This window comes from Gilliamella sp. LMG 34359, from assembly GCF_984569085.1.
The window spans coordinates 1,766,472-1,785,730 of sequence record NZ_OZ474906.1 but is presented as its reverse complement, the minus strand read 5'-3'; the positions used below and the strand labels follow the sequence as shown (position 1 = coordinate 1,785,730).

Annotated in this window: 16 protein-coding genes; 9 read left to right on the top strand and 7 right to left on the bottom strand. The window is 35.5% G+C overall.

Annotation, left to right across the window (positions count from 1 at the left end; genetic code table 11):
- Positions 1-90: 90 nt before the first annotated feature.
- Both AC5LXV_RS08290 and bamE read right to left on the bottom strand, forming a co-directional pair.
- Positions 91-1,464, bottom strand: coding sequence for a ComEC/Rec2 family competence protein (locus tag AC5LXV_RS08290; RefSeq protein WP_493467946.1), 1,374 nt, complete (start codon positions 1,462-1,464; stop codon positions 91-93).
- 459 nt (positions 1,465-1,923) lie between these two features.
- Positions 1,924-2,343, bottom strand: coding sequence for an outer membrane protein assembly factor BamE (gene bamE, locus AC5LXV_RS08285; protein ID WP_493451598.1), 420 nt, complete (start codon positions 2,341-2,343; stop codon positions 1,924-1,926).
- A 208-nt stretch (positions 2,344-2,551) separates the two neighbouring features.
- On the opposite strand from bamE, the gene bamJ reads away from it, so the two are divergent.
- Positions 2,552-3,163, top strand: coding sequence for a BamJ family beta-barrel-assembly machinery protein (gene bamJ, locus AC5LXV_RS08280; protein ID WP_110433906.1), 612 nt, complete (start codon positions 2,552-2,554; stop codon positions 3,161-3,163).
- Between the two features lie 36 nt (positions 3,164-3,199).
- On the opposite strand, the gene AC5LXV_RS08275 is transcribed toward bamJ, so the two are convergent.
- Positions 3,200-4,393, bottom strand: coding sequence for an MFS transporter (locus tag AC5LXV_RS08275; protein ID WP_493467945.1), 1,194 nt, complete (start codon positions 4,391-4,393; stop codon positions 3,200-3,202).
- A gap of 127 nt (positions 4,394-4,520) precedes the next feature.
- Here AC5LXV_RS08275 and dapB point away from each other — a divergent pair, with 127 nt between their 5' ends.
- From dapB to tamB, 6 genes are all read left to right on the top strand, one after another.
- Entirely contained in the window at positions 4,521-5,342 is an 822-nt protein-coding gene (gene dapB / locus AC5LXV_RS08270; RefSeq protein WP_493451601.1) for a 4-hydroxy-tetrahydrodipicolinate reductase, read from the top strand.
- Positions 5,343-5,351: 9 nt separating this feature from the next.
- Entirely contained in the window at positions 5,352-5,849 is a 498-nt protein-coding gene (gene tadA, locus AC5LXV_RS08265; RefSeq protein WP_493467944.1) for a tRNA adenosine(34) deaminase TadA, read from the top strand.
- 133 nt (positions 5,850-5,982) lie between these two features.
- Complete coding sequence (gene hpt / locus AC5LXV_RS08260; RefSeq protein WP_110433909.1) at positions 5,983-6,522, top strand: hypoxanthine phosphoribosyltransferase; 540 nt, start codon at positions 5,983-5,985, stop codon at positions 6,520-6,522.
- A gap of 51 nt (positions 6,523-6,573) precedes the next feature.
- Positions 6,574-7,026 (top strand): WapI family immunity protein, encoded by a 453-nt coding sequence (locus tag AC5LXV_RS08255; RefSeq protein WP_493467943.1) that lies wholly within the window; start codon positions 6,574-6,576, stop codon positions 7,024-7,026.
- 132 nt (positions 7,027-7,158) lie between these two features.
- A complete protein-coding gene (gene tamA / locus AC5LXV_RS08250; protein ID WP_493467942.1) occupies positions 7,159-8,877 on the top strand; it encodes an autotransporter assembly complex protein TamA in 1,719 nt (572 codons plus the stop codon).
- 1 nt (position 8,878) lies between these two features.
- Positions 8,879-12,682: an autotransporter assembly complex protein TamB gene (gene tamB, locus AC5LXV_RS08245; protein WP_493467941.1), complete on the top strand. Its 3,804-nt coding sequence runs from the start codon at positions 8,879-8,881 to the stop codon at positions 12,680-12,682.
- 41 nt (positions 12,683-12,723) lie between these two features.
- Here tamB and mnmC2 read toward each other — a convergent pair whose 3' ends face one another.
- On the bottom strand, positions 12,724-13,437 hold the full coding sequence (gene mnmC2, locus AC5LXV_RS08240; RefSeq protein ID WP_493467940.1) for a tRNA (5-methylaminomethyl-2-thiouridine)(34)-methyltransferase MnmC2: 714 nt from the start codon (positions 13,435-13,437) through the stop codon (positions 12,724-12,726).
- 86 nt (positions 13,438-13,523) lie between these two features.
- Between mnmC2 and AC5LXV_RS08235 the strand changes: the two genes are divergently transcribed.
- Both AC5LXV_RS08235 and cmoM read left to right on the top strand, forming a co-directional pair.
- Positions 13,524-14,252: a 1-acylglycerol-3-phosphate O-acyltransferase gene (locus tag AC5LXV_RS08235; RefSeq protein WP_493467939.1), complete on the top strand. Its 729-nt coding sequence runs from the start codon at positions 13,524-13,526 to the stop codon at positions 14,250-14,252.
- A gap of 5 nt (positions 14,253-14,257) precedes the next feature.
- Entirely contained in the window at positions 14,258-15,037 is a 780-nt protein-coding gene (gene cmoM, locus AC5LXV_RS08230; protein ID WP_493467938.1) for a tRNA uridine 5-oxyacetic acid(34) methyltransferase CmoM, read from the top strand.
- A 72-nt stretch (positions 15,038-15,109) separates the two neighbouring features.
- Here the strand turns inward: cmoM and AC5LXV_RS08225 are convergent, their stop codons facing one another.
- The 3 genes from AC5LXV_RS08225 to AC5LXV_RS08215 all read right to left on the bottom strand — a co-directional run bounded on the left by AC5LXV_RS08225 (position 15,110) and on the right by AC5LXV_RS08215 (position 19,028).
- Entirely contained in the window at positions 15,110-16,450 is a 1,341-nt protein-coding gene (locus AC5LXV_RS08225; protein ID WP_375334985.1) for a GntP family permease, read from the bottom strand.
- A gap of 202 nt (positions 16,451-16,652) precedes the next feature.
- Complete coding sequence (gene pdxA, locus AC5LXV_RS08220) at positions 16,653-17,654, bottom strand: 4-hydroxythreonine-4-phosphate dehydrogenase PdxA (RefSeq protein WP_493467937.1); 1,002 nt, start codon at positions 17,652-17,654, stop codon at positions 16,653-16,655.
- Between the two features lie 75 nt (positions 17,655-17,729).
- Positions 17,730-19,028, bottom strand: a complete 1,299-nt coding sequence (locus AC5LXV_RS08215) for a four-carbon acid sugar kinase family protein (protein WP_493467936.1) — start codon at positions 19,026-19,028, stop codon at positions 17,730-17,732.
- Positions 19,029-19,259: the final 231 nt, after the last annotated feature.

Here is a 19,259-nt window from a genome sequence, read left to right as displayed (position 1 = left end):
AAGTGCCCCCAATAGTTGGACAACCAATTACTGGGGGGCTTTTTATGTCAAAATATCGCCGCTCAATAGATAGATAACGCTATCCACTCATTAGTAAATCTTAAATCTCCTCGCATACTTTTTAGTATAATTATTACTAACATCTCTGATAATTTTATTTTTTTCTAAGAGTTTTAACAATAATTCGCCATTAGGATGGGAATATTTATTGTTTGAACCAAAACAGATAACCGCATTAATAAATTTTAGTTTAAAAAAATCGTCAGAATAATTGTCACCACTTCCATGATGAGGTATCTGCAAGGTTCCTATATGCCAATCAAAGTTATTTTCAAAATCGTAATCCTTAGATTCAGAATAAAGTTTGCTCAATGATGCATAAGATTCGATAATAAGTTTTCTAACTTCTTCTACGCAATTTATCTCTTTAGTAGCTTTAAAAGGAATATCCCCTGTATATAGGCAACTCTGTTTCTTAAAAATTTTATTATATTTTTTTAAGTCTAAATTTCGCAAATAAGAATATAAATGAAAGGGAACTGGACCAGAAAAAACACCTAAACAAATTTTATTTAAATCTCTATTAATTTTCATATATTGAGCTTTCAAATAATTTAATGGCTTGATATTAATATTTTTATTTTTATTTTTAAGTTTTTTTTCTATATTTTTAAGTTTTTTTTCTATATGTTTAAGTATTTCTGTTATATCTTTAACATCCATTAATAGCTCGGACGTTAACTTCGTTTTTATAAAGAAAGTAGAAATTTTTCTCTTATAATCCGAACAACAAAAATATTTTATAAAGTGATAAGGTAGATATAACCATATAGGAAAATAATAATGAGATTGAGGATCAGGATGATAAATAATCAATTTGTTATCATAATATTGTAATTTAAAAATGGGATTAAATGTTTTTAACAGTTCTCCTCTACTTTCAACTTTACCCTCATTTGTAACTATAACTAAATCTTTGTTTTTATTTTTATCTTCATCGGTATTTGATTCATCGGTATTTATTTTAATAATATGACAATTCTCACCAAAAAATTTTGGGGTATCTGTCAAGAGTTGATAATAAGCCTGAAAATCGATATCAATTTTTTTTAGTAATACATCTATCAATAATAAACTTTTTTGTTCCTCGCTCAGCACAGGAATAATCAAATTTTTAACTTGATATTGCCCTTTATAGGTTATCAAAAAACTAATATGATCTGCATGGAAATGAGATATAAATAGCAAATCTATTTTCCAAACTTTATCTTTATTGTTGATTATTCGATGTTCAAAATAATCAAATAATTTAGGGCTATATTCTTTAAGTTTTTTTTTGTTATGTCCTCGTTCATTACCACAGTCAAAGACCATTTCGAAAACATTGTTGCCTGAATAAATTTGCTCTGAATAAAAAGCGCCTTGGCCAACTGGGTGAAATACTCTTTTTAAAAATATTTTCATTGTCTCAAAACCTTTTTAGTATCACAATAATGTTTAATTATTGTCATTTAAAATAATTCTATCCACTATTCAATCAATTTTATGCATCATTTATACTACAGTTGGGTATCTTATTACTAAATTTTTAAAATATCTCATTGATAATGATTTATCTTATAACATTTAGGGTAAATATGATATTTATAAAAACGCAAAGTTATGTAGCAAAATATTTAAATATACTAATCCATAAGTTGCCTATTGAATAAATTTTTCCAAATATTTTGATAGTAACATCTAAAATTTGTAGATGAAGTAATAAGATTGAAAGGTTGATAATCAATATAAAGTAATAATGAGCTTAATTAAATATTCGCTATAAGAAATATAAAAACCCCAGTAATTGGTTGTCCAACTATTGGGGGTCACTTCATTCGAGGTTTTTTTAAAGATTATATTCGATTGTTTTGCTTTAGGGGTTTATGGGTTATTATCTTGATCATCATCAGAATCCGTATTAATTGGATCTGAGATACGTTGTTGGTTCATCTCTTCCAATGATAAAGAACCCTCTAAAGTTGAAGTTTTGATATCAGTCACCACGCCCCTGTTATCAAAATAAATTGCATAATTAATTTGGCTTACTTTGCCATGTTGTGGTTGTTGACGAAAGACATAATACCAAACGTTACCACCAAAAGAGGAAGTTAACATTGGTGAACCCATGATGAAAGCCACCTGTTCTTTGGTTTGACCGACTTTTAATAATTCAATTGCCTCTTGGGTAATATAGTTACCTTGATTGATATCTGGCCTATAAACTAGGCGGTCTGTAAATGAACAACCAGTTAACATCATAGCTGACACAATTATAAGCGGAATAAGTTTACGATACTGCATCTAAATTTATCCATTTAAAATAATAATAGCGCATATTATCGCTGATATTTTCACTAAGCGCTAGATAAAATAATAAAATCTTTAGGAATTGTGTTATAAAAAGCATTGTTATACTGACAATTATCAGCAAATTTTAATAAATTACTTCTTAAATCTAATCTTAATACTCTATAATGAAAAACTATTATCAAGCAATGACAGGTAAAAAATGAAATTAGAAACGATTGAACAAAAAGCAAGTTATGCGATTGGGCTGCAAATTGGCCAACAATTAAAAGAATCTGGCTTAAATAATTTAGAGCTTAATGCATTAAAATTAGCGATGGAAGATGTTTTGAGCGGTAATCAACCCGCATTACCTTTACAAGAGTTACACGATGCCCTTCGTCATGTTCACGAAGAAGCAGCGAAACAAAAAGCCAAACAAGCTGAAAAAATTGCCCAAGCAGGTCAAGAGTTTTTAGCTGAAAATCTAAAAAAAGAGGGCATAAAATCGACGGAATCTGGTCTGCAATATGAAATCATTAAACAAGGTGATGGCGCATTTCCTAAAGCAACCGATCGTGTTCGAGTTCATTATACCGGACAATTAATCGATGGTACGGTATTTGATAGTTCAGTTGAACGTGGGCAACCAGCTGAATTCCCGGTTAATGGTGTCATCCGTGGTTGGGTTGAAGCATTACAATTAATGTCGGAAGGTTCAAAATGGCGTTTATACATTCCTCAAGAACTCGCTTATGGTTCACAAGGAGCCGGCGCTTCTATTCCACCTTATAGTGCACTGATCTTCGATGTCGAATTATTAAAAGTCCTCTAAGTATATATGGACGCATTCGCGTCCATTATTTGGTATTTACTCATTAATTATTTTCGGTAAAAAACATGAGCCAAAGGCAGCCATTAGGAGTAAAACACTAGCAGCGCCAAAAGCAATATAGTGAGTATGCCAATTGTCATATGCCCATCCTCCTAACCATGAACCAACCATTGCGCCAATTTGATGTCCAAGGTAAGTTAATCCTGAGAGTAGGCCTACAATATTCACGCCATAAATATCAGCACTAATAGCACTAGATAAAGATAAAGCACCTGCCCAAACTAATCCCCCAACTAATGCAATGCCATAGAGTTGCCATTTAGTTGAAGCAATGACTAATGCGATAAAACCAAGCCCTCGAACTAAGAAGATCATTGCTAATACTAATTTTCGTTGCACTATATCGGAGATAATACCGAGTACCAAGGTACTAAAAATAGCCACTAATCCGATTAAACCTATTCCAGAAGAACTAGTAATTGCGTCGAAACCGTGATCGATTAACATAGGAACACCATGTGTACCAAGTAAATTCATGCTAAACCCACAAGTAAATAAGCCAAAACTAAGCAACCAGAAAGGCCGTGTTTTTAACACCTGTTTTAAAGTTATAACATTTTTTAGATTTTCCTGAACTTCTGTTGTCGCTGTCTCAATATGATTATCCTTCATAATAAAAATAGCGATAGGCAGAGCTAGTAGCATAAAAAACAGAGAAAATCCGACTAACGTGGTTTGCCATCCATACAGCGGAATAAAATAAGCAAATACCGGTAGCATAACTGCAATCCCCGCCATACTGCCACTCGACAGAATAAATAGTGCCAAGCCTCTATGTTTGCTAAACCAACGAACCACAATAGGGGTAAAACTGACAGAGCCGACAAATGAGGTACCAAAGGATAAAGCTACCCCAAAAGATAAGAAAAAGTTCCAATAGCCGTTTACATTAGCTGCCCAAACAGTTGAAATAATAATGATAATTGAACCTAATAGTAATACAAATCGGGTGCTATATTTGTTGACTAAGTACCCAGCTATCGGCATGGCGATACCGGAAAATAGCATCCCTATAGCAATAATACTCGACAAAGCACTTCGGCTGAAATGGAGATCGTTAGCTATAGGCAGAAAAAAGACCCCCATACTCATGCGTAATCCACTAGAAAGTAAGGTTAAAAATGCGGCTGCTATCACAATATTCCAGCCAAAATACCATCGACTATGCACTTCAATTTCCTATTAGTCTTAATATTAACAACTTAAAAGTATATCATCTTGTTTAGGTATATAACTTAAAAGTTTTCCGCTATAATAATTATTAATAAACATTCAATGGAAAGTTAAGGAAAGTTATATGTCTACAAATATGATTCGTATCGCTATTGCTGGCGCAGGTGGAAAAATGGGACGACAACTGATTCAATCTGTCTCGCAAATTGAAGGGGTTACCTTAGGTGCTGCATTTGAACGAGAGGGATCATCATTGATTGGTAGTGATGCTGGTGAACTTGCTGGTATTGGTCACTGTGGAATAAAAGTTACTGCTGACTTACAACAGGCGAAAGATCAGTTTGATGTCTTAATCGATTTTACCCGTCCTGAAGGCACACTTTGCCATTTAGCTTTTTGCATTGAAAATAAAAAAATGATGATTATTGGTACCACCGGATTTGATGAGGCCGGTAAACAAGCTATTACAACTGCCGCGAAACAAATTGCTATCGTGTTTGCTGCTAATTTTAGTGTTGGCGTGAATTTAGTACTTAAGTTACTTGAAAAAGCCACCAAGATTATGGGTGATTATACCGATATCGAAATTATCGAGGCTCATCATCGTCATAAAGTTGATGCCCCTTCGGGTACTGCGCTTGCTATGGGCGAAGCGATTGCCGATGCGTTGGGTTGTGATTTAAACGATCGAGCTGTTTATTGTCGTGAAGGACATACCGGTGAACGCCCTAAAGGTGCTATTGGGTTTGCAACTATTCGTGCCGGTGATATCGTTGGTGAACATACTGCTATTTTTGCTGACATTGGTGAAAGAGTCGAAATTAGCCATAAAGCCTCAAGTCGAATGACTTTTGCCAATGGTGCTGTTCGCGCTGCATTATGGCTTGCCAAACAACCAATTGGACTTTATGATATGCGTGATGTGCTCAATTTAAACAATCTATAATATTAAAGCATGTCAGATGAAGTTTGGATGCGTCATGCATTAAAGTTGGCCAAACACGCGGAGTCACTAGGTGAGATCCCAGTAGGTGCAGTGATTGTTGATGCAAATAACCAAATCATTGGTGAAGGTTATAATCAATCAATTATGCAACATAACCCAACAGCTCATGCGGAAATTATGGCTATCGAACAAGCCGGCCAATGTATACGCAACTACCGATTAGTAAATACAACTTTATATGTTACCCTAGAACCTTGTATTATGTGTGCTGGGGCGATCATTCATAGTCGTATCCAGCGTGTTGTCTATGGTGCCAGTGATTATAAAACTGGTGCCGCAGGTTCCTATATTGATATTCTGTCCAGAACAGGGATTAACCATTTTGCGCAAATCACCGGCGGTATTTTGTCTGATGAGTGTAGTTCAATGTTGAGCAATTTTTTTCAAAAGCGTCGGCAGCAAAAAAAACAGCATAAACAATCAATCCTTAACGCTATTGAAGATTAATTTCATATTTAAGCACAAATTCTTTAAATCATTTCTTAATTATTTGATAAAGTTTTAGTTTAGTTATTTTTTTTAATTATGAAAATTGCTAAAATCTCACTTTGTTTTTTAAAAAGTACATTGAGCATTATTAATGAAAAAGCACACATTAGAAACTATGATATCGGCGGAGGAGATCCAAACCCGAATTAAGGCATTAGGTCAACAAATTAGTCAAGATTATGCAAATAGTCAAAATGAACTTATATTAGTTGGTTTGTTAAGAGGTTCTTTCATCTTTATGGCGGATCTAAGCCGTTCTATTACCGTCGGTCACGAAGTCGATTTTATGACAGCATCAAGTTATGGCAATGCAGTGGTAAGCAATCGAGATGTCAAAATATTAAAAGATTTAGATGAAGATATCCGGGATAAAGATGTATTAATTGTCGAAGATATTATTGATACCGGCAATACACTAAGTAAAGTGATGGCGATATTAAAACTGCGTCATCCACGTAGTATTGAAATTTGTACCTTATTAGATAAGCCATCGCGTCGTGAAGTAGCTGTACCGGTAAAATATATTGGATTTTCAATTCCTGATGAGTTTGTGGTGGGCTATGGTATTGACTATGCGCAGCACTATCGTCACTTACCTTATATTGGTCATGTAACATTACTTGAATCTTAATTAAAGCTTCATTGAAAAAATTTAAAACATATGGCAAGTAAGGACGAATAAATGATCGAGTTAACAGATATTACCAATACAATAAATTTTCAATTTGCTATCGTCGGTTATCAGTTCCCTGATAGTAAAGATAATTGGTGTTTACTAAAAGTTATCGTACAACAAAATAATAATCGGTTTGAAAAAACCGATCCGGCTTTAGAGATCGCTGATTTACACACTCTGTATAATTGGTTTGATGATCTATCGAAAAGTCGATTACCTAGTCGTGCTGAGTTATGGTTTACTGAACCTTGCTTTTCACTTGCTTTCATTGCTAGCAAAAACCAAAAAGTCACAATCTCTATTAAACTTAGTTGTGAACTTAAACCGGATTTTTGTTTTGATGATCCCTATGAATTACACAATGATGGAACAATCGTTTTTCAGTTAGCTGAATCTAACTTTATAGCGATACTAGAAAATCTAAAACAATGGATCGAAAAGTATCCTCCTCGAAAATAATATTCGATGAGAATTAACGTTATTTTACAGATCGTATCATAGACGGTAAAAGAGCAGATATGTTAGATTGACAAACAATAACAAACCTATAATCGCTCCCATAACAATTTCTAAAAAATTATCGAGGTATATGTGTCACGATTTTCGCGTTCATTATGCTTACTTCTAATGGTAACGACGGCATCAACTTATGCCGAAATGAAGTTATCCATTAAAGGATTGTCAGGCAAACTTGCTGAAAATGTTGACGCTCGTCTTTCTTTGATTACCCCTGATAAGGTTAATACTACGCCAAATTTCAAACGCTATTTTGAAAGTGAAACCGGAAAAGCACTTCGTGCGTTAGGCTATTATTCCCCTACTTTTGAATATGATGAAACAGATCCAAAAGTGTTAGTGGTGACCGTGTTACCTGGTGAACCCATTAGAATTAAAGAATTAAATATTAATCTCAATGGCGAAGGTAAAGAAGATAAAGATTTTCAAGAATTGCTAACCACACAGTTACCTAAAATTGGCGATATTTTAAATCATGGCATTTATGAGAACTTTAAAAAGGACTTAGAAAATATATCACTAAAAAAAGGATATTTTGATGCTGATATGCCAGTACATCAATTAGCCGTTGCGCAATTTGTGCATCAAGCCTTTTGGAATATAGACTTCAATACCGGCAAGCGTTATAAATTTAGTATAGTTAAATTTCCAAATGTAAAAATCCGTAAGGATTATCTGCAAAATATTGTACCGTTTAAAGAAGGAGATGAATATTCGGCTGATGATTTATCACTGTTAAATCGTCGCCTGAGCTCAACTAACTGGTTTAATTCCGTTGTGGTTACCCCAGACTTTCCTCATCTTACCGAAGACAAAGCATTACCAATCGAAGTGGTGACCACCCCTCGCAAAAAAAATGCAATGGACTTAGGTTTGGGGTTTTCTACCGATAATGGGGTGCATGGTAAAATTGGCTGGAGCAAACCTTGGATTAATAGTCGCGGTCAGAGTTTTCAAAGTAGCCTTTCTCTCTCATCGCCGGAACAAATTATTACCATGAGTTATAAAATACCATTAAAAAAAGCCCCTATTGAACAGTATTACACCATCCAAAGCGGTTATAAAAAAATTGATAACAACGATACTGATTCACGGTCCTATACTTTAGGTGTACTTCGTAATTGGGATAACTTTGACGGTTGGCAAACCGCGCTAGGTTTTAATGTATTACGCGATGACTTTACGCAAGGTGACGACAGTTTCAAAACTTTCTTATATTATCCTTCACTTAGTATCACCCGTATACGTAATGACGGTAACTTATTACCTATGTGGGGTGATTCTCAACGTTATTCGGTTGAAGGGGCGGCTCGTGCTTTAGGATCAGATATTAATTTAGTGCGTTTTCAAACTCAACAAACTTGGATTCGTTCAATTAGCCATTCACATCGTTTTATAGCTCGCGGTACTTTCGGCATTATTCAAGCAAGTAATTTTGAACGGGTTCCGCCCTCTTTTAGATTTTTTGCTGGTGGTGATCGCAGTATTCGAGGATATAGCTACCAATCAATATCGCCAAAAGATAAAAAAGGCAAATTAAAAGGGGCTTCAAAGCTGATAACTGGTTCGGCTGAATATCAATATAATGTCACCGGTTCTTGGTGGGGAGCAGCATTTATTGATACCGGTGAAGCGATAGATAAAGTCGATAAGACTAAATTTTATACGGGTACCGGTTTAGGTATTCGTTGGGCTTCACCTGTTGGTCCAATTAAATTCGATCTAGCAACACCTCTTGACCGAAAAGATAAAGGCTCTATACATCTATATATTGGTTTGGGAAGCGAATTATAATATGGCAAAAAATCCAAATAATGTAAAAAAAGCTAAAAAAATTAAGCGAATACGAAAATGGAAAAAACGTAGCATTGCTGTGTTATCTATTTTTGTTTTGGTTATCACTTTTATTATTTTAATGATCTACACCAGTTTAGGTGTCAAGCTAACAACGTATGTTCTTAATAAGTTTTTACCGGAATTAAAAATAGAACAAGTAACCGGTACCTTTCATAACCTACACGTTACAGGACTTTCGCTTGAATTACCCGGTGTCAACCTACAAGTAAAAGATGCTAAATTGGAATTGGCTGGTTCATGTTTGATCCAAACCAAAATTTGTGTTGATAAATTTGACGCCGATGGCGTGAGCGTGGTTGTTAATACCGATCAACTTCAACCTTCACCTGATGAACCGATTTCAGAACAACGAACTACGATTAAGACCCCTCTGCCGATCGACCTTCAGCAAACCCATATTACTAATGTCACAGTAAAAGTGAATGATATGCAGTTTGCTATGTCTGATTTTAGCGGAAAAGCCAGTTGGGTAAATGAAAAGATTTATGTCTACCCTGCAGTTGCCATGGATCTACAAGCAATCTTTGCCGATACTGATGCCAATACCAATAAACCTAATACTTCTGATGATGACCTACCGGTAAATCAAAAGATTAACCAATTATTTAATCAACCCTTAATTAAATCACTTCCACAGGTGAATATTCCATTAGATATTGATGTTAGCAGTTTGACCGGCAACAATTGGCTATTGCATATTGGTGGCCAAGATTATCGTTTTAATCGAGTTAATATTAAAACGAATATGATTAATAATTATATTACTGTAAAACGAGTCGAAACTGATGCCATAACGCCATATGGCAATGCCCACGCTTCTGTATCTGGACAGATTACTTTAGGAGATGATTGGCCTATTTTTGCCTTAATCAAAGCGGATAACGACAATAATCATCTTAACGGACAATTTTCGGGAAAATTATTAGGCCAATTATTCACTTATACCAATGTTAGCGGATTAAATCAGATTACGGTTGAAGGGCAAATTAATTTTATTGAAAAATATCTACCATTGATGGCAAAAGTGGATGGAAAACATATTCAATGGCCAATTGAAGGAAAACCACAATATCAATTAGACAATTTTGATTTCACTTTAGATGGCAATGTTGAAAAATACAATATGTTAGCCAAAGGGACTATTAAAGGTAAAGATTTGCCAGAGACCAGTCTGGATATGGTTGGCAATGGAACTAATCAATCTGCATCTTTTGAGTATGCTAATATCAAATTCCCTCAAGGTGATATTAATATTTCTGGCCAGTTAGATTGGCAAAAGGCACTCAAATGGAATACCAGTGTTAAACTCAATAATGTTGATCTCACCAAAGAATTACCTAGCTATCCTATCCGTTTAACCGGGCAATTAAAAACCACTGGGTCAATCGATGGTGAAGCATGGCAATTGAATATTCCTGACATGCAATTAAACGGCAATATTAAGCAGGCAAGCTTTTCAGCAAATGGCAACCTATTTGTCGATTCTAACCATAAACTATCAGCCAATAACCTGGCAATGGTTTGGGGTAAAAATCAAATTAATATCAATGGTTCTAGCGATAAAGGCAATTTAAATGCCCAACTAAATTTGAGCGCGCTATCATTATTGCTTGATAACCTTAATGGTGTTGTCGTCGGTAATATAAAAATGACTGGCAATAGTGCTGCACCGGTGATTGATACTAATTTAAATATTAATGGTTTAAGTTATGAAGATATTACCGTAGCCAAGGCTAACTTTTCGGCTAAAGTTCAATACAGCAATCAACTCAGTGGTCAATTAAAGTTAGTTGCTCAAAATATTGATATTGCAACTCAAAGTGTTAAAAACGCCAATATCGAACTTTCTGGTAATGAAGCGCACCACACTTTAGCCGTCAATTTTAATGGTAGCCCGGTTTCCATATCAACCTCGTTAAGCGGAGAACTTGATAAACAACATACTAAATGGACAGTAAGTATACCACATGCCTTATTAACGCTTGGTGATGCTAGCCATTGGCAGTTAGCAAAACCGATAAGTCTCACTTATAATATCGTTAATCAGATACCAACTATTGGTGCCCATTGTTGGCGTAGTAATAATTCAAGCATCTGTTTAGATAAAACATTTGCTGTTGCGCCAAATAACGAGACTTCAATTAGTTTAAAAGATATTGACCTAGCTAAGCTACCGATTCCCAATGATGGTGAAACTAAAATTGATGGTTTTATCAATGGCAAAGCTGATATTAAATTTAATGACGGCAGCAAAATTCCTAACATTAAAGCTAATATAACCAGCAATAAAGTTTTTGTTAAACAGATGATCACCAATCAAGCTTTACCAATTCCTTTTAATTTGTTTAATATCAATGCAGAATTTAATGAGCAACAAGCTAAATTAGATTGGCATTTTAGTTTAAATAAGTTAGGGAAAATAACTGGTAATTTATTAGTTAAAGATCCAACCGCGACCAAAGTGTTAAGCGGTCAATTAAACATTGATAACTTAGCATTAGCCATTGTTAATCCATTACTCAGTAAAGATGAATATGCCAAGGGCGCCATTAATGGCAATGTCAATTTTTCGGGTTCATTAATGGATCCGATCTTAAATGGCGGTATTAATTTAAGGCATAGTGATATCAAAACTTATCAACTGCCAATTGATATTAAATCTGCTATGGTCGATATTAAATTTAATGGTAAATCATCAACCTTAAAAGGCGTATTAGCGACTAAATCAGGAAATATCAATATTAATGGCCAAGCGAGTTGGAATAACTTTGAAAAATGGCAAGCTAATATCTATGTAAATGGAGCAGCGATGGAAGTTACTGTCCCGCCTATGATTAGCATGTCAGTTATTCCTGATATTAAGATTGAAGCAACCCAAGATGAATTAACACTACTAGGTAAGGTATCGATTCCAAAAGGAAAAATTACTGTGGATTCACTGCCGGCTTCAAGTGTGGACGTGTCGTCTGATGAAGTAATGTTGGATAAGAACTTTAAACAAATTCAACCACAAAAATTTGGTATGAAAATTAATAGCCATATTGAGATCAATATTGGCGATAAGGTTACCGTTGATGCGTTTGGTTTAACCGCGTCATTAAAAGGGAAATTAATCGCCACCCAAACCAATAAAGGTTTAGATTTACATGGTGAAGTTCTAATTCCGAACGGTCGGTTCCATGCCTATGGCCAGGACTTAGTCATTAAAAAAGGTGTAGTCACTTTTTCTGGGCCGACTGACCAAGCCATCTTAGATATAGAAGCAATAAGAAATCCTGATTCAATGGATAATAATAATATTACCGCCGGCATTCGCGTCAAAGGATCAACACAAGATCCTAAAATTGAAATTTTCTCTGATCCAGCCATGTCACAGCAAGAAGCACTCTCTTATTTGATCCGTGGACAAGGGTTGGATAATTCTGATCAGAGTGATAATGATATGATGACCGCCTTTTTAGTCGGTGTCGGAACAGCAAAAACCGGGAAATACATTGGAGATATCGGTAATGCTTTTGGCGTCAAAAACCTTACGTTAGATACCCAAGGTGCCGGCAATAATTCAAAAGTAGTCGTGAGCGGTTATATCTTACCTCATTTACAATTAAAATATGGGGTCGGCATTTTCGACTCATTAGCAACTTTTACCTTGCGATATAGATTATTACCCAATTTCTATGTGGAAGCCGCTTCCGGCTTAGCCCAAACATTAGATTTTATTTATCAATTTGAGTTCAACTAATTTTGCTCTTCAATTTAGTTCGCCAAAATTGGCGGACTAAATTAAGATTTACTGCCTATGAGCATCTCTCGCTTGATCCCAAACCCTTTACGCTTTTCCACCTTAAAACCCGCACTAATTAAATTACGGCGAACAAAACCTGCCGCGGTAAACGTGGCAAAAGTTCCATCTTTATTGGTTAAGTTATAGCACTGTTTAAATAGGGATGCTGACCACATATCTGGATTTTTTGCTGGTGAAAAACCGTCAAAAAACCAAACATCAATTAAACTATTTTGTCGTTGTAAAAAATCAGGAAAATGAGTGATATCGTCAAAGCAAATAACTAGATTAATATCATCTAAAGTCTCATTAGCTGATCCTTGTAAATAATCGCGTAATTTTGGCGCGAGAGAACTTAAAGAATCATGACTGCTGATCACCTTGTTATGAATTTTTATCATTTCTAGTTCTGATAAGGGGTATCGTTCGACACTAAAAAAATTTAATCGTTTGAGCACACTATTGGGATTTTGCTGCCTAAATTGTTTGAAGGTCTGCCAAGCAATTAAAAAACTTAACCCGGAACCAAAACCGGTTTCTCCTATAGTAAAACTCTCCTGTTGATGTTGTAAAAAACGCGCAAATAAACGATTTCCTTCGATAAAAACATAACGAGTTTCATCTATTGCACCATTGGTATTAAAATAAACATCATTAAAAAAGCGAGAAATTGGGATTTGATCGTCATCCCAAATGATAGTTGATTCGTGCATAAACATCCTTTAACGCGATATTTAACAAACTGTATATTCATATAGATTACGTATATAATACGCCAAGTTAACTTGTGAGGTAAATTATGGTTTTTCTTTTTCGTTTAATCTTTGTGTTGTTTATTGGCATTATAACTTGTGTGCTAGGGGTTATATTTTGCTTATTCAATCCTCGCAATCCAAAAAATGTGGCTAGATTTGCCCATCTTTTTAGTTTTTTCTTTAAACCATTATTAGGGGTAAAGGTTGATACTCGTAAATATCCTGGAATTGAAAAGTTAGGTAGCTGTGTATTTATCGCCAATCACCAAAATAATTATGATATGGTTGTGGCTGCCGATATTGTACAACCGAAAACCGTCACTGTCGGCAAAAAAAGTCTGGCACTGATCCCTTTCTTTGGACAACTTTATTACCTTACCGGCAATATTTTAATTGATCGTAACAATAAATCAAAAGCCCGAGATACGATTAATTTCGTCGTTAAAGAGATAAAAAAACGTGGCATATCAATTTGGATGTTTCCGGAAGGTACTCGTAGTCGTGGTCGAGGCTTATTGCCATTTAAAACCGGGGCATTTAAGGCCGCTATTGCCGCGGGGGTACCTATTGTGCCTATCTGTGTATCAGATACGAATAATATCAAGTTAAATCGACTTAATAATGGTCATATGATTGTCGAGATGCTACCACCGATTGAGACCAAAGATTTAAGCAAAGAAGATGCAAGAACTTTAATGGAACAGTGCTATCAACAAATGTCAGAAAAAATTGCGCAAATTAATTTGGAAGTAACTAAATTAAATAATCAGTAATCATTATGACTAAAACCGATCGTAATTTTGATGATATCAGCCATAAATTTGCTAAAAATATTTATGGCACAAACAAAGGCAAGATTCGCGAAGCTATCGTTTGGCAAGAGCTAGAAAACATCTTAGCTAACTGTCGAGCGGATAAACCATTAACGATTTTAGATGCAGGCGGTGGACAAGGTCAGATTGCTTGTCGACTAGCAAAATTAGGGCATGAGATTACTGTTTGTGATATTTCCGAACAAATGCTGGAATTAGCAAAAAAGCAAGCTGAACAAGAAAATCTACAGTTAAATTTTATTCACTGCCCTATTCAAGATCTCGAACAATTTATTAAAACGCAATATGATATTGTGATCTGTCATGCCGTTTTAGAATGGGTAGCTGAGCCAATCCAAATAATTCAATCTTTAAAAAAACATCTTAAACAAGATGGCTATTTATCTTTAATGTTTTATAACTACCACGGGCTATTATTCAAAACCGTCACATTAGGCAATTTTGGTTACACTCAATCGGGACTGGCCAAACGCAAAAAGAAAACCTTATCGCCTGATTATCCCCGCGATCCAAATCACGTGTATCAATGGTTAAACCAACAAAATTTTGAGATCATCAATAAAACTGGGATTCGGGTTTTTCACGACTATTTAACCAATAAGTCAAAAGCAGAAACACATTTCGCCGAGTTATTAGCAATCGAAAAACAGTATTGTCAAACCGAACCCTACATTAACCTAGCAAGATATATTTTGGTCACGGCTAAATTATCAAATGCAAATTGATAGTAGAGATTAGGGAGAGATTAGGGATAGTATATTGCTAAACACTATCCCTATTTAATATTAGAAGAAATATTAGAAGAAAATTGCATTAACAATTAATAATGACACTGTTCCTGCCGCCCATAATACCGTTGAAGTAATACTCCAAACTTTAATTTGTTCTTTAACTTCCGTTACCCCTAATGAACGATTAACTACCCAAAAATAAGCATCATTGAAGTGAGAAAACATAAAAGAACCAATTGAGCAGCCTAACCCTGCCATGATTGGATTTACACCTAAGGTGCCAATCATTGGGGCAGTAATACTGGCTGCGGTAATCATAGCAACTACACCTGAACCTTGGATTAAACGAATCAACGTCGAGATAGTTAAGGGTAATAAAATACCGGGTACACCAATTTTAACAATATATTCGGCAATAATTTGACCGGTTCCGGAGTCACGGAGCACCATTCCTAAAGCGCCACCACCGCCAATAACTAGCAATATGATACCAGCAGATCGGATTGAGTTTTCCATGTGATGGACAACTTCTTTTCGAGGAAATGAATTGGTTAATGCCATTATGGAAATTAATAATCCGATACCAACAGCAACAATCGGATGCCCCATGGTTTTTAACATAATAGCAATGGTATTATCCCATTTCATTTCATTAACTAATGTTGCAGTCAATATCAGTATGATCGGGGTGACGATCGGCGCAAATGATGCTAATGCACTGGGTAAGTGTTGATCTTCATCAATATTATTCGAAGTCACAGTTAAAGGTTCACGGGTAAAATTCTCACCATCTTCTGTTGGAATTTGATAAATACTACGCCCAACATAGCGAGTATAAATAAAACCAGCAAAAGTGATAGGAATAGCAAGTAACATTGCCCATAACATATATTCACCAAGTCCAATACCAAATTGCGATACAACACCAAATGGTCCAACTGCTGGGGGAATCATACTATGGCTAATCACTAGCCCCATTGCTAATGTCGATCCTAGTCCGACAACTGATTTACCAGTACTACGGGATATAGCTTTAACCAGCGGTAATAAAACTATAAATGCAGAGTCACAAAATACCGCCAAGCTAACTAATAAACCGATGATGACCAGCGCTAAGGCTTCCCTCCCTTTTCCCAGTAATTTAATAAAGACTTGAGCCATTTTTTGTGCCGCTCCACTGAGCTGTAAAACCGACCCCATCATCACGCCAAAGCCAATAACGATCCCTATGTTACCCAGTGTATTACCAAAACCTTTACTAATTGTGGCGATCATGAATTCACCGGGCATGCCGCCTAATGAACCAGTGATTAAAGCGGATATAATTAACGCTGGAAATGCTTGAATTCGAGTTTTTAAGATCATAAAGAGTAACAAGGTAATTGCTACAAGTAAGCCGGCGACCATTCGCCAGCTACTTTTTTCTATGCTATGTAGACTGCCAAGATAAAAAACAATCAATCCCACAACCACTAAAATCACACCGTTGAATAAAACATAAGGATAAAGTGATTTTTTATTTTCTTTTTTAGACATAAGGATACCTCCTTCGATAGTGAATTTGGCACTAACGAAAAAAAAGATAATTATAAAAATGAATAACGACTTGTTAACGCTTGAAATTTGGTGCGTATAACGCCGCTAAACGAATTGCTTCAATCAAACTTACAGGATTTGCTATTCCCTTACCGGCAATATCGTTTGCTGTACCGTGATCTACTGAGGTTCGCAGAATTGGCATGCCATTGGTAATTGAAATAGTACGGTGAAAATCAATCATTTTCGCTGCAATATGACCTTGGTCATGATACGGCGATAACACGGCATCATAACTTCCTCCCATCGCAAAATGGAAGACACTATCAGCAGGTTTAGGACCGTTGATATCAATTCCTTGTTTTTGAGCCATTTCAATACCAGGTAATAGTACATCATCGTCTTCATGACCAAAAAGACCATGTTCACCACAATGAGGATTGATACCAGCAACCGTCATTTTCGGTTTATTAATACCCAATTTAATCAATGCTTCATTACAACGAATGGCGTAATCACAAACTCTTTCTGGCGTTAATGATGCAATGGCTTTGACCAGTGCTAAATGACGAGTTAAGAAAAATACCCGTAAATCTCGAACTTGAAACATAGTGAGCGGGTCTTGACTACCGGTAAGATCTGCTAATATCTCGGTATGACCAATATAGTTAACCTTACCAGCTTTAAGGGATTCTTTATTGATAGGTGTTGTTGCAATGGCATCAAGTTTTTTTTGCATAGCTAGCTCAGTTATCACTTTAATATAGTGGAATGCCGCTTGACCACATTGACCTTCAATCTGGCCAATTTTAAAGGTATCATAATTTAACTCACCACACTGAATAAGATTCAATACATTAGGTTTATCTTGTATTTGAGTTAGATCGGTAATTTCATTAATTTGTAAGTTTACTTTTGCAAACTTACACGCATCAGCTAACACCTTTTTATCGCCAGTTACCACTACACATCCATATTCATAGGTTTCTGGTGCGGCTATACTTTTCACGACAATTTCAGGGCCTATACCAGCAGGATCGCCCATAGGAACTCCGATTAAACAACGACGTTTCATTTATTACTCCTTTAAAATTATTCAAAATTTTCTCAACTTAGGTTGTTTTATCTAAGTTGAACTAGTTACAAAGTATTAATGCTTCAAGCTTTCATGTGATGAAATCTTGGTACTCAAATAGTCGATACAATGAACTAACGTATTATCATTACCGACAAAGCCACCTTTGGTTACAATCGAATAGCCATCACATTTCCCGCCGACTAGGTGGCCATAAACGGTTAATGGTTCGACTTCATCTTTAAGTAAAAAACCACTACTTCCTAATCGATTAACCACATTTACCGTGACATCCCCACCACTGGTATAAATACCTCTAATAATAGATTCAGGGTGGAATAAGACTTGAGCTGTTATTTCGGCAATAGCTTGATTCAAGGTATTACTAATTTCACTTATACTCATATTATTGTTAGCGGCTAATTTGCTTAAGTCACCAACATGTTCTGGCATTTCAACGGTATCAATACCAATAACATCAAATTGTTCTACTTTTTCTAGCAATTTGTTGACGATGGGTTTCGCTTTTTTAGTGTCTGTTGCAATCTCGATTAGTTGATCTATTAATACAGTTTCTAACCAAACTTTTCGGTCATATCTCAATTTTTTAATTTGTCTTTGAGTAAGATCCGAAACACTGCCTATTGCAACAAAAACTTTGTTGGCCATCTTTCGTTCTGATGAATAACGCAGATCAGCAAATTGCGCAGTGAATGGTCCCGGATCAACACAAAACACTGGCAAATTAACATTGTTCGCAGCTTGGGCTATCACGCTAATATCAGCATCGGTTGTCGCATCAAATATGACAATTCGTCCGCCTTGTTGATAGATGTGTTTTAATCGCTGTTCAATCCGATCCTTACCCTCCAAAACATCCTTGAGTGCGATATGAGAAATAGGATAACGAGATTGACAACGAAACAATTCAAGAATGGACGATTCAGTCATCGGATTTTTAGGATCATTACGCATTGCTGTATTTTGTAATGGCACACCATTAACTAACAAAGAACCACCTACACAGATGCGATCACTTGATGGATAAACGGGAACAACTAACGCCATTAAATTAGGATCATTATCAATAACTGCATCAACCTCGGCACCGAGATTACCTCGCAACGTTGAGTCTATACGTTTGCTAATTAAAGGCTGGTATTTGCTAAACTGGCTTATGCAATCGACAACCCGTGAATACGCCTCTTTATAAGGTATTGATCGAGAATCTGTGGCAAACGAGATAACATCAAATTTGCTAAGATCTTCATTTAATTTTTCTAAACAAGTTATTGCATTAAACCCTTTCTTGCTTAATAAAGCACATGTGGCATTAGCACCGGTTAAATCATCAGCTACAACGGCTACTTTCATAATCTTGCTTCCTCTTAAAAATTAAGTTCAATTAACTTTTTTACATCTTCCTATTGGTCATTGGTTTCATGATTGTTTTTTTTCATGTTTTTTATTTCATCGTTTTTTGTGACACCCATTTTGCTTACAACGATTTTGTTACTTTGCTATTTGTTACTTTGTTATTTGTTACTTTGCTATTTGTTACTTTGCTATTTGTTACTTTGCTATTTGTTACTTTGCTATTTGTTA

What these genes read in the sequence shown, in the direction of transcription:
- AC5LXV_RS08290 (WP_493467946.1), bottom strand. Translation starts at nt 1,464, where the DNA reads ATGAAAATATTTTTAAAAAGAGTATTTCACCCAGTTGGCCAAGGCGCT.
- bamE (WP_493451598.1), bottom strand. Translation starts at nt 2,343, where the DNA reads ATGCAGTATCGTAAACTTATTCCGCTTATAATTGTGTCAGCTATGATG.
- bamJ (WP_110433906.1), top strand. Translation starts at nt 2,552, where the DNA reads ATGAAATTAGAAACGATTGAACAAAAAGCAAGTTATGCGATTGGGCTG.
- dapB (WP_493451601.1), top strand. Translation starts at nt 4,521, where the DNA reads ATGTCTACAAATATGATTCGTATCGCTATTGCTGGCGCAGGTGGAAAA.
- tadA (WP_493467944.1), top strand. Translation starts at nt 5,352, where the DNA reads ATGTCAGATGAAGTTTGGATGCGTCATGCATTAAAGTTGGCCAAACAC.
- hpt (WP_110433909.1), top strand. Translation starts at nt 5,983, where the DNA reads ATGAAAAAGCACACATTAGAAACTATGATATCGGCGGAGGAGATCCAA.
- AC5LXV_RS08255 (WP_493467943.1), top strand. Translation starts at nt 6,574, where the DNA reads ATGATCGAGTTAACAGATATTACCAATACAATAAATTTTCAATTTGCT.
- tamB (WP_493467941.1), top strand. Translation starts at nt 8,879, where the DNA reads ATGGCAAAAAATCCAAATAATGTAAAAAAAGCTAAAAAAATTAAGCGA.
- mnmC2 (WP_493467940.1), bottom strand. Translation starts at nt 13,437, where the DNA reads ATGCACGAATCAACTATCATTTGGGATGACGATCAAATCCCAATTTCT.
- AC5LXV_RS08235 (WP_493467939.1), top strand. Translation starts at nt 13,524, where the DNA reads ATGGTTTTTCTTTTTCGTTTAATCTTTGTGTTGTTTATTGGCATTATA.
- cmoM (WP_493467938.1), top strand. Translation starts at nt 14,258, where the DNA reads ATGACTAAAACCGATCGTAATTTTGATGATATCAGCCATAAATTTGCT.
- AC5LXV_RS08225 (WP_375334985.1), bottom strand. Translation starts at nt 16,450, where the DNA reads ATGGTCGCCGGCTTACTTGTAGCAATTACCTTGTTACTCTTTATGATC.
- pdxA (WP_493467937.1), bottom strand. Translation starts at nt 17,654, where the DNA reads ATGAAACGTCGTTGTTTAATCGGAGTTCCTATGGGCGATCCTGCTGGT.
- AC5LXV_RS08215 (WP_493467936.1), bottom strand. Translation starts at nt 19,028, where the DNA reads ATGAAAGTAGCCGTTGTAGCTGATGATTTAACCGGTGCTAATGCCACA.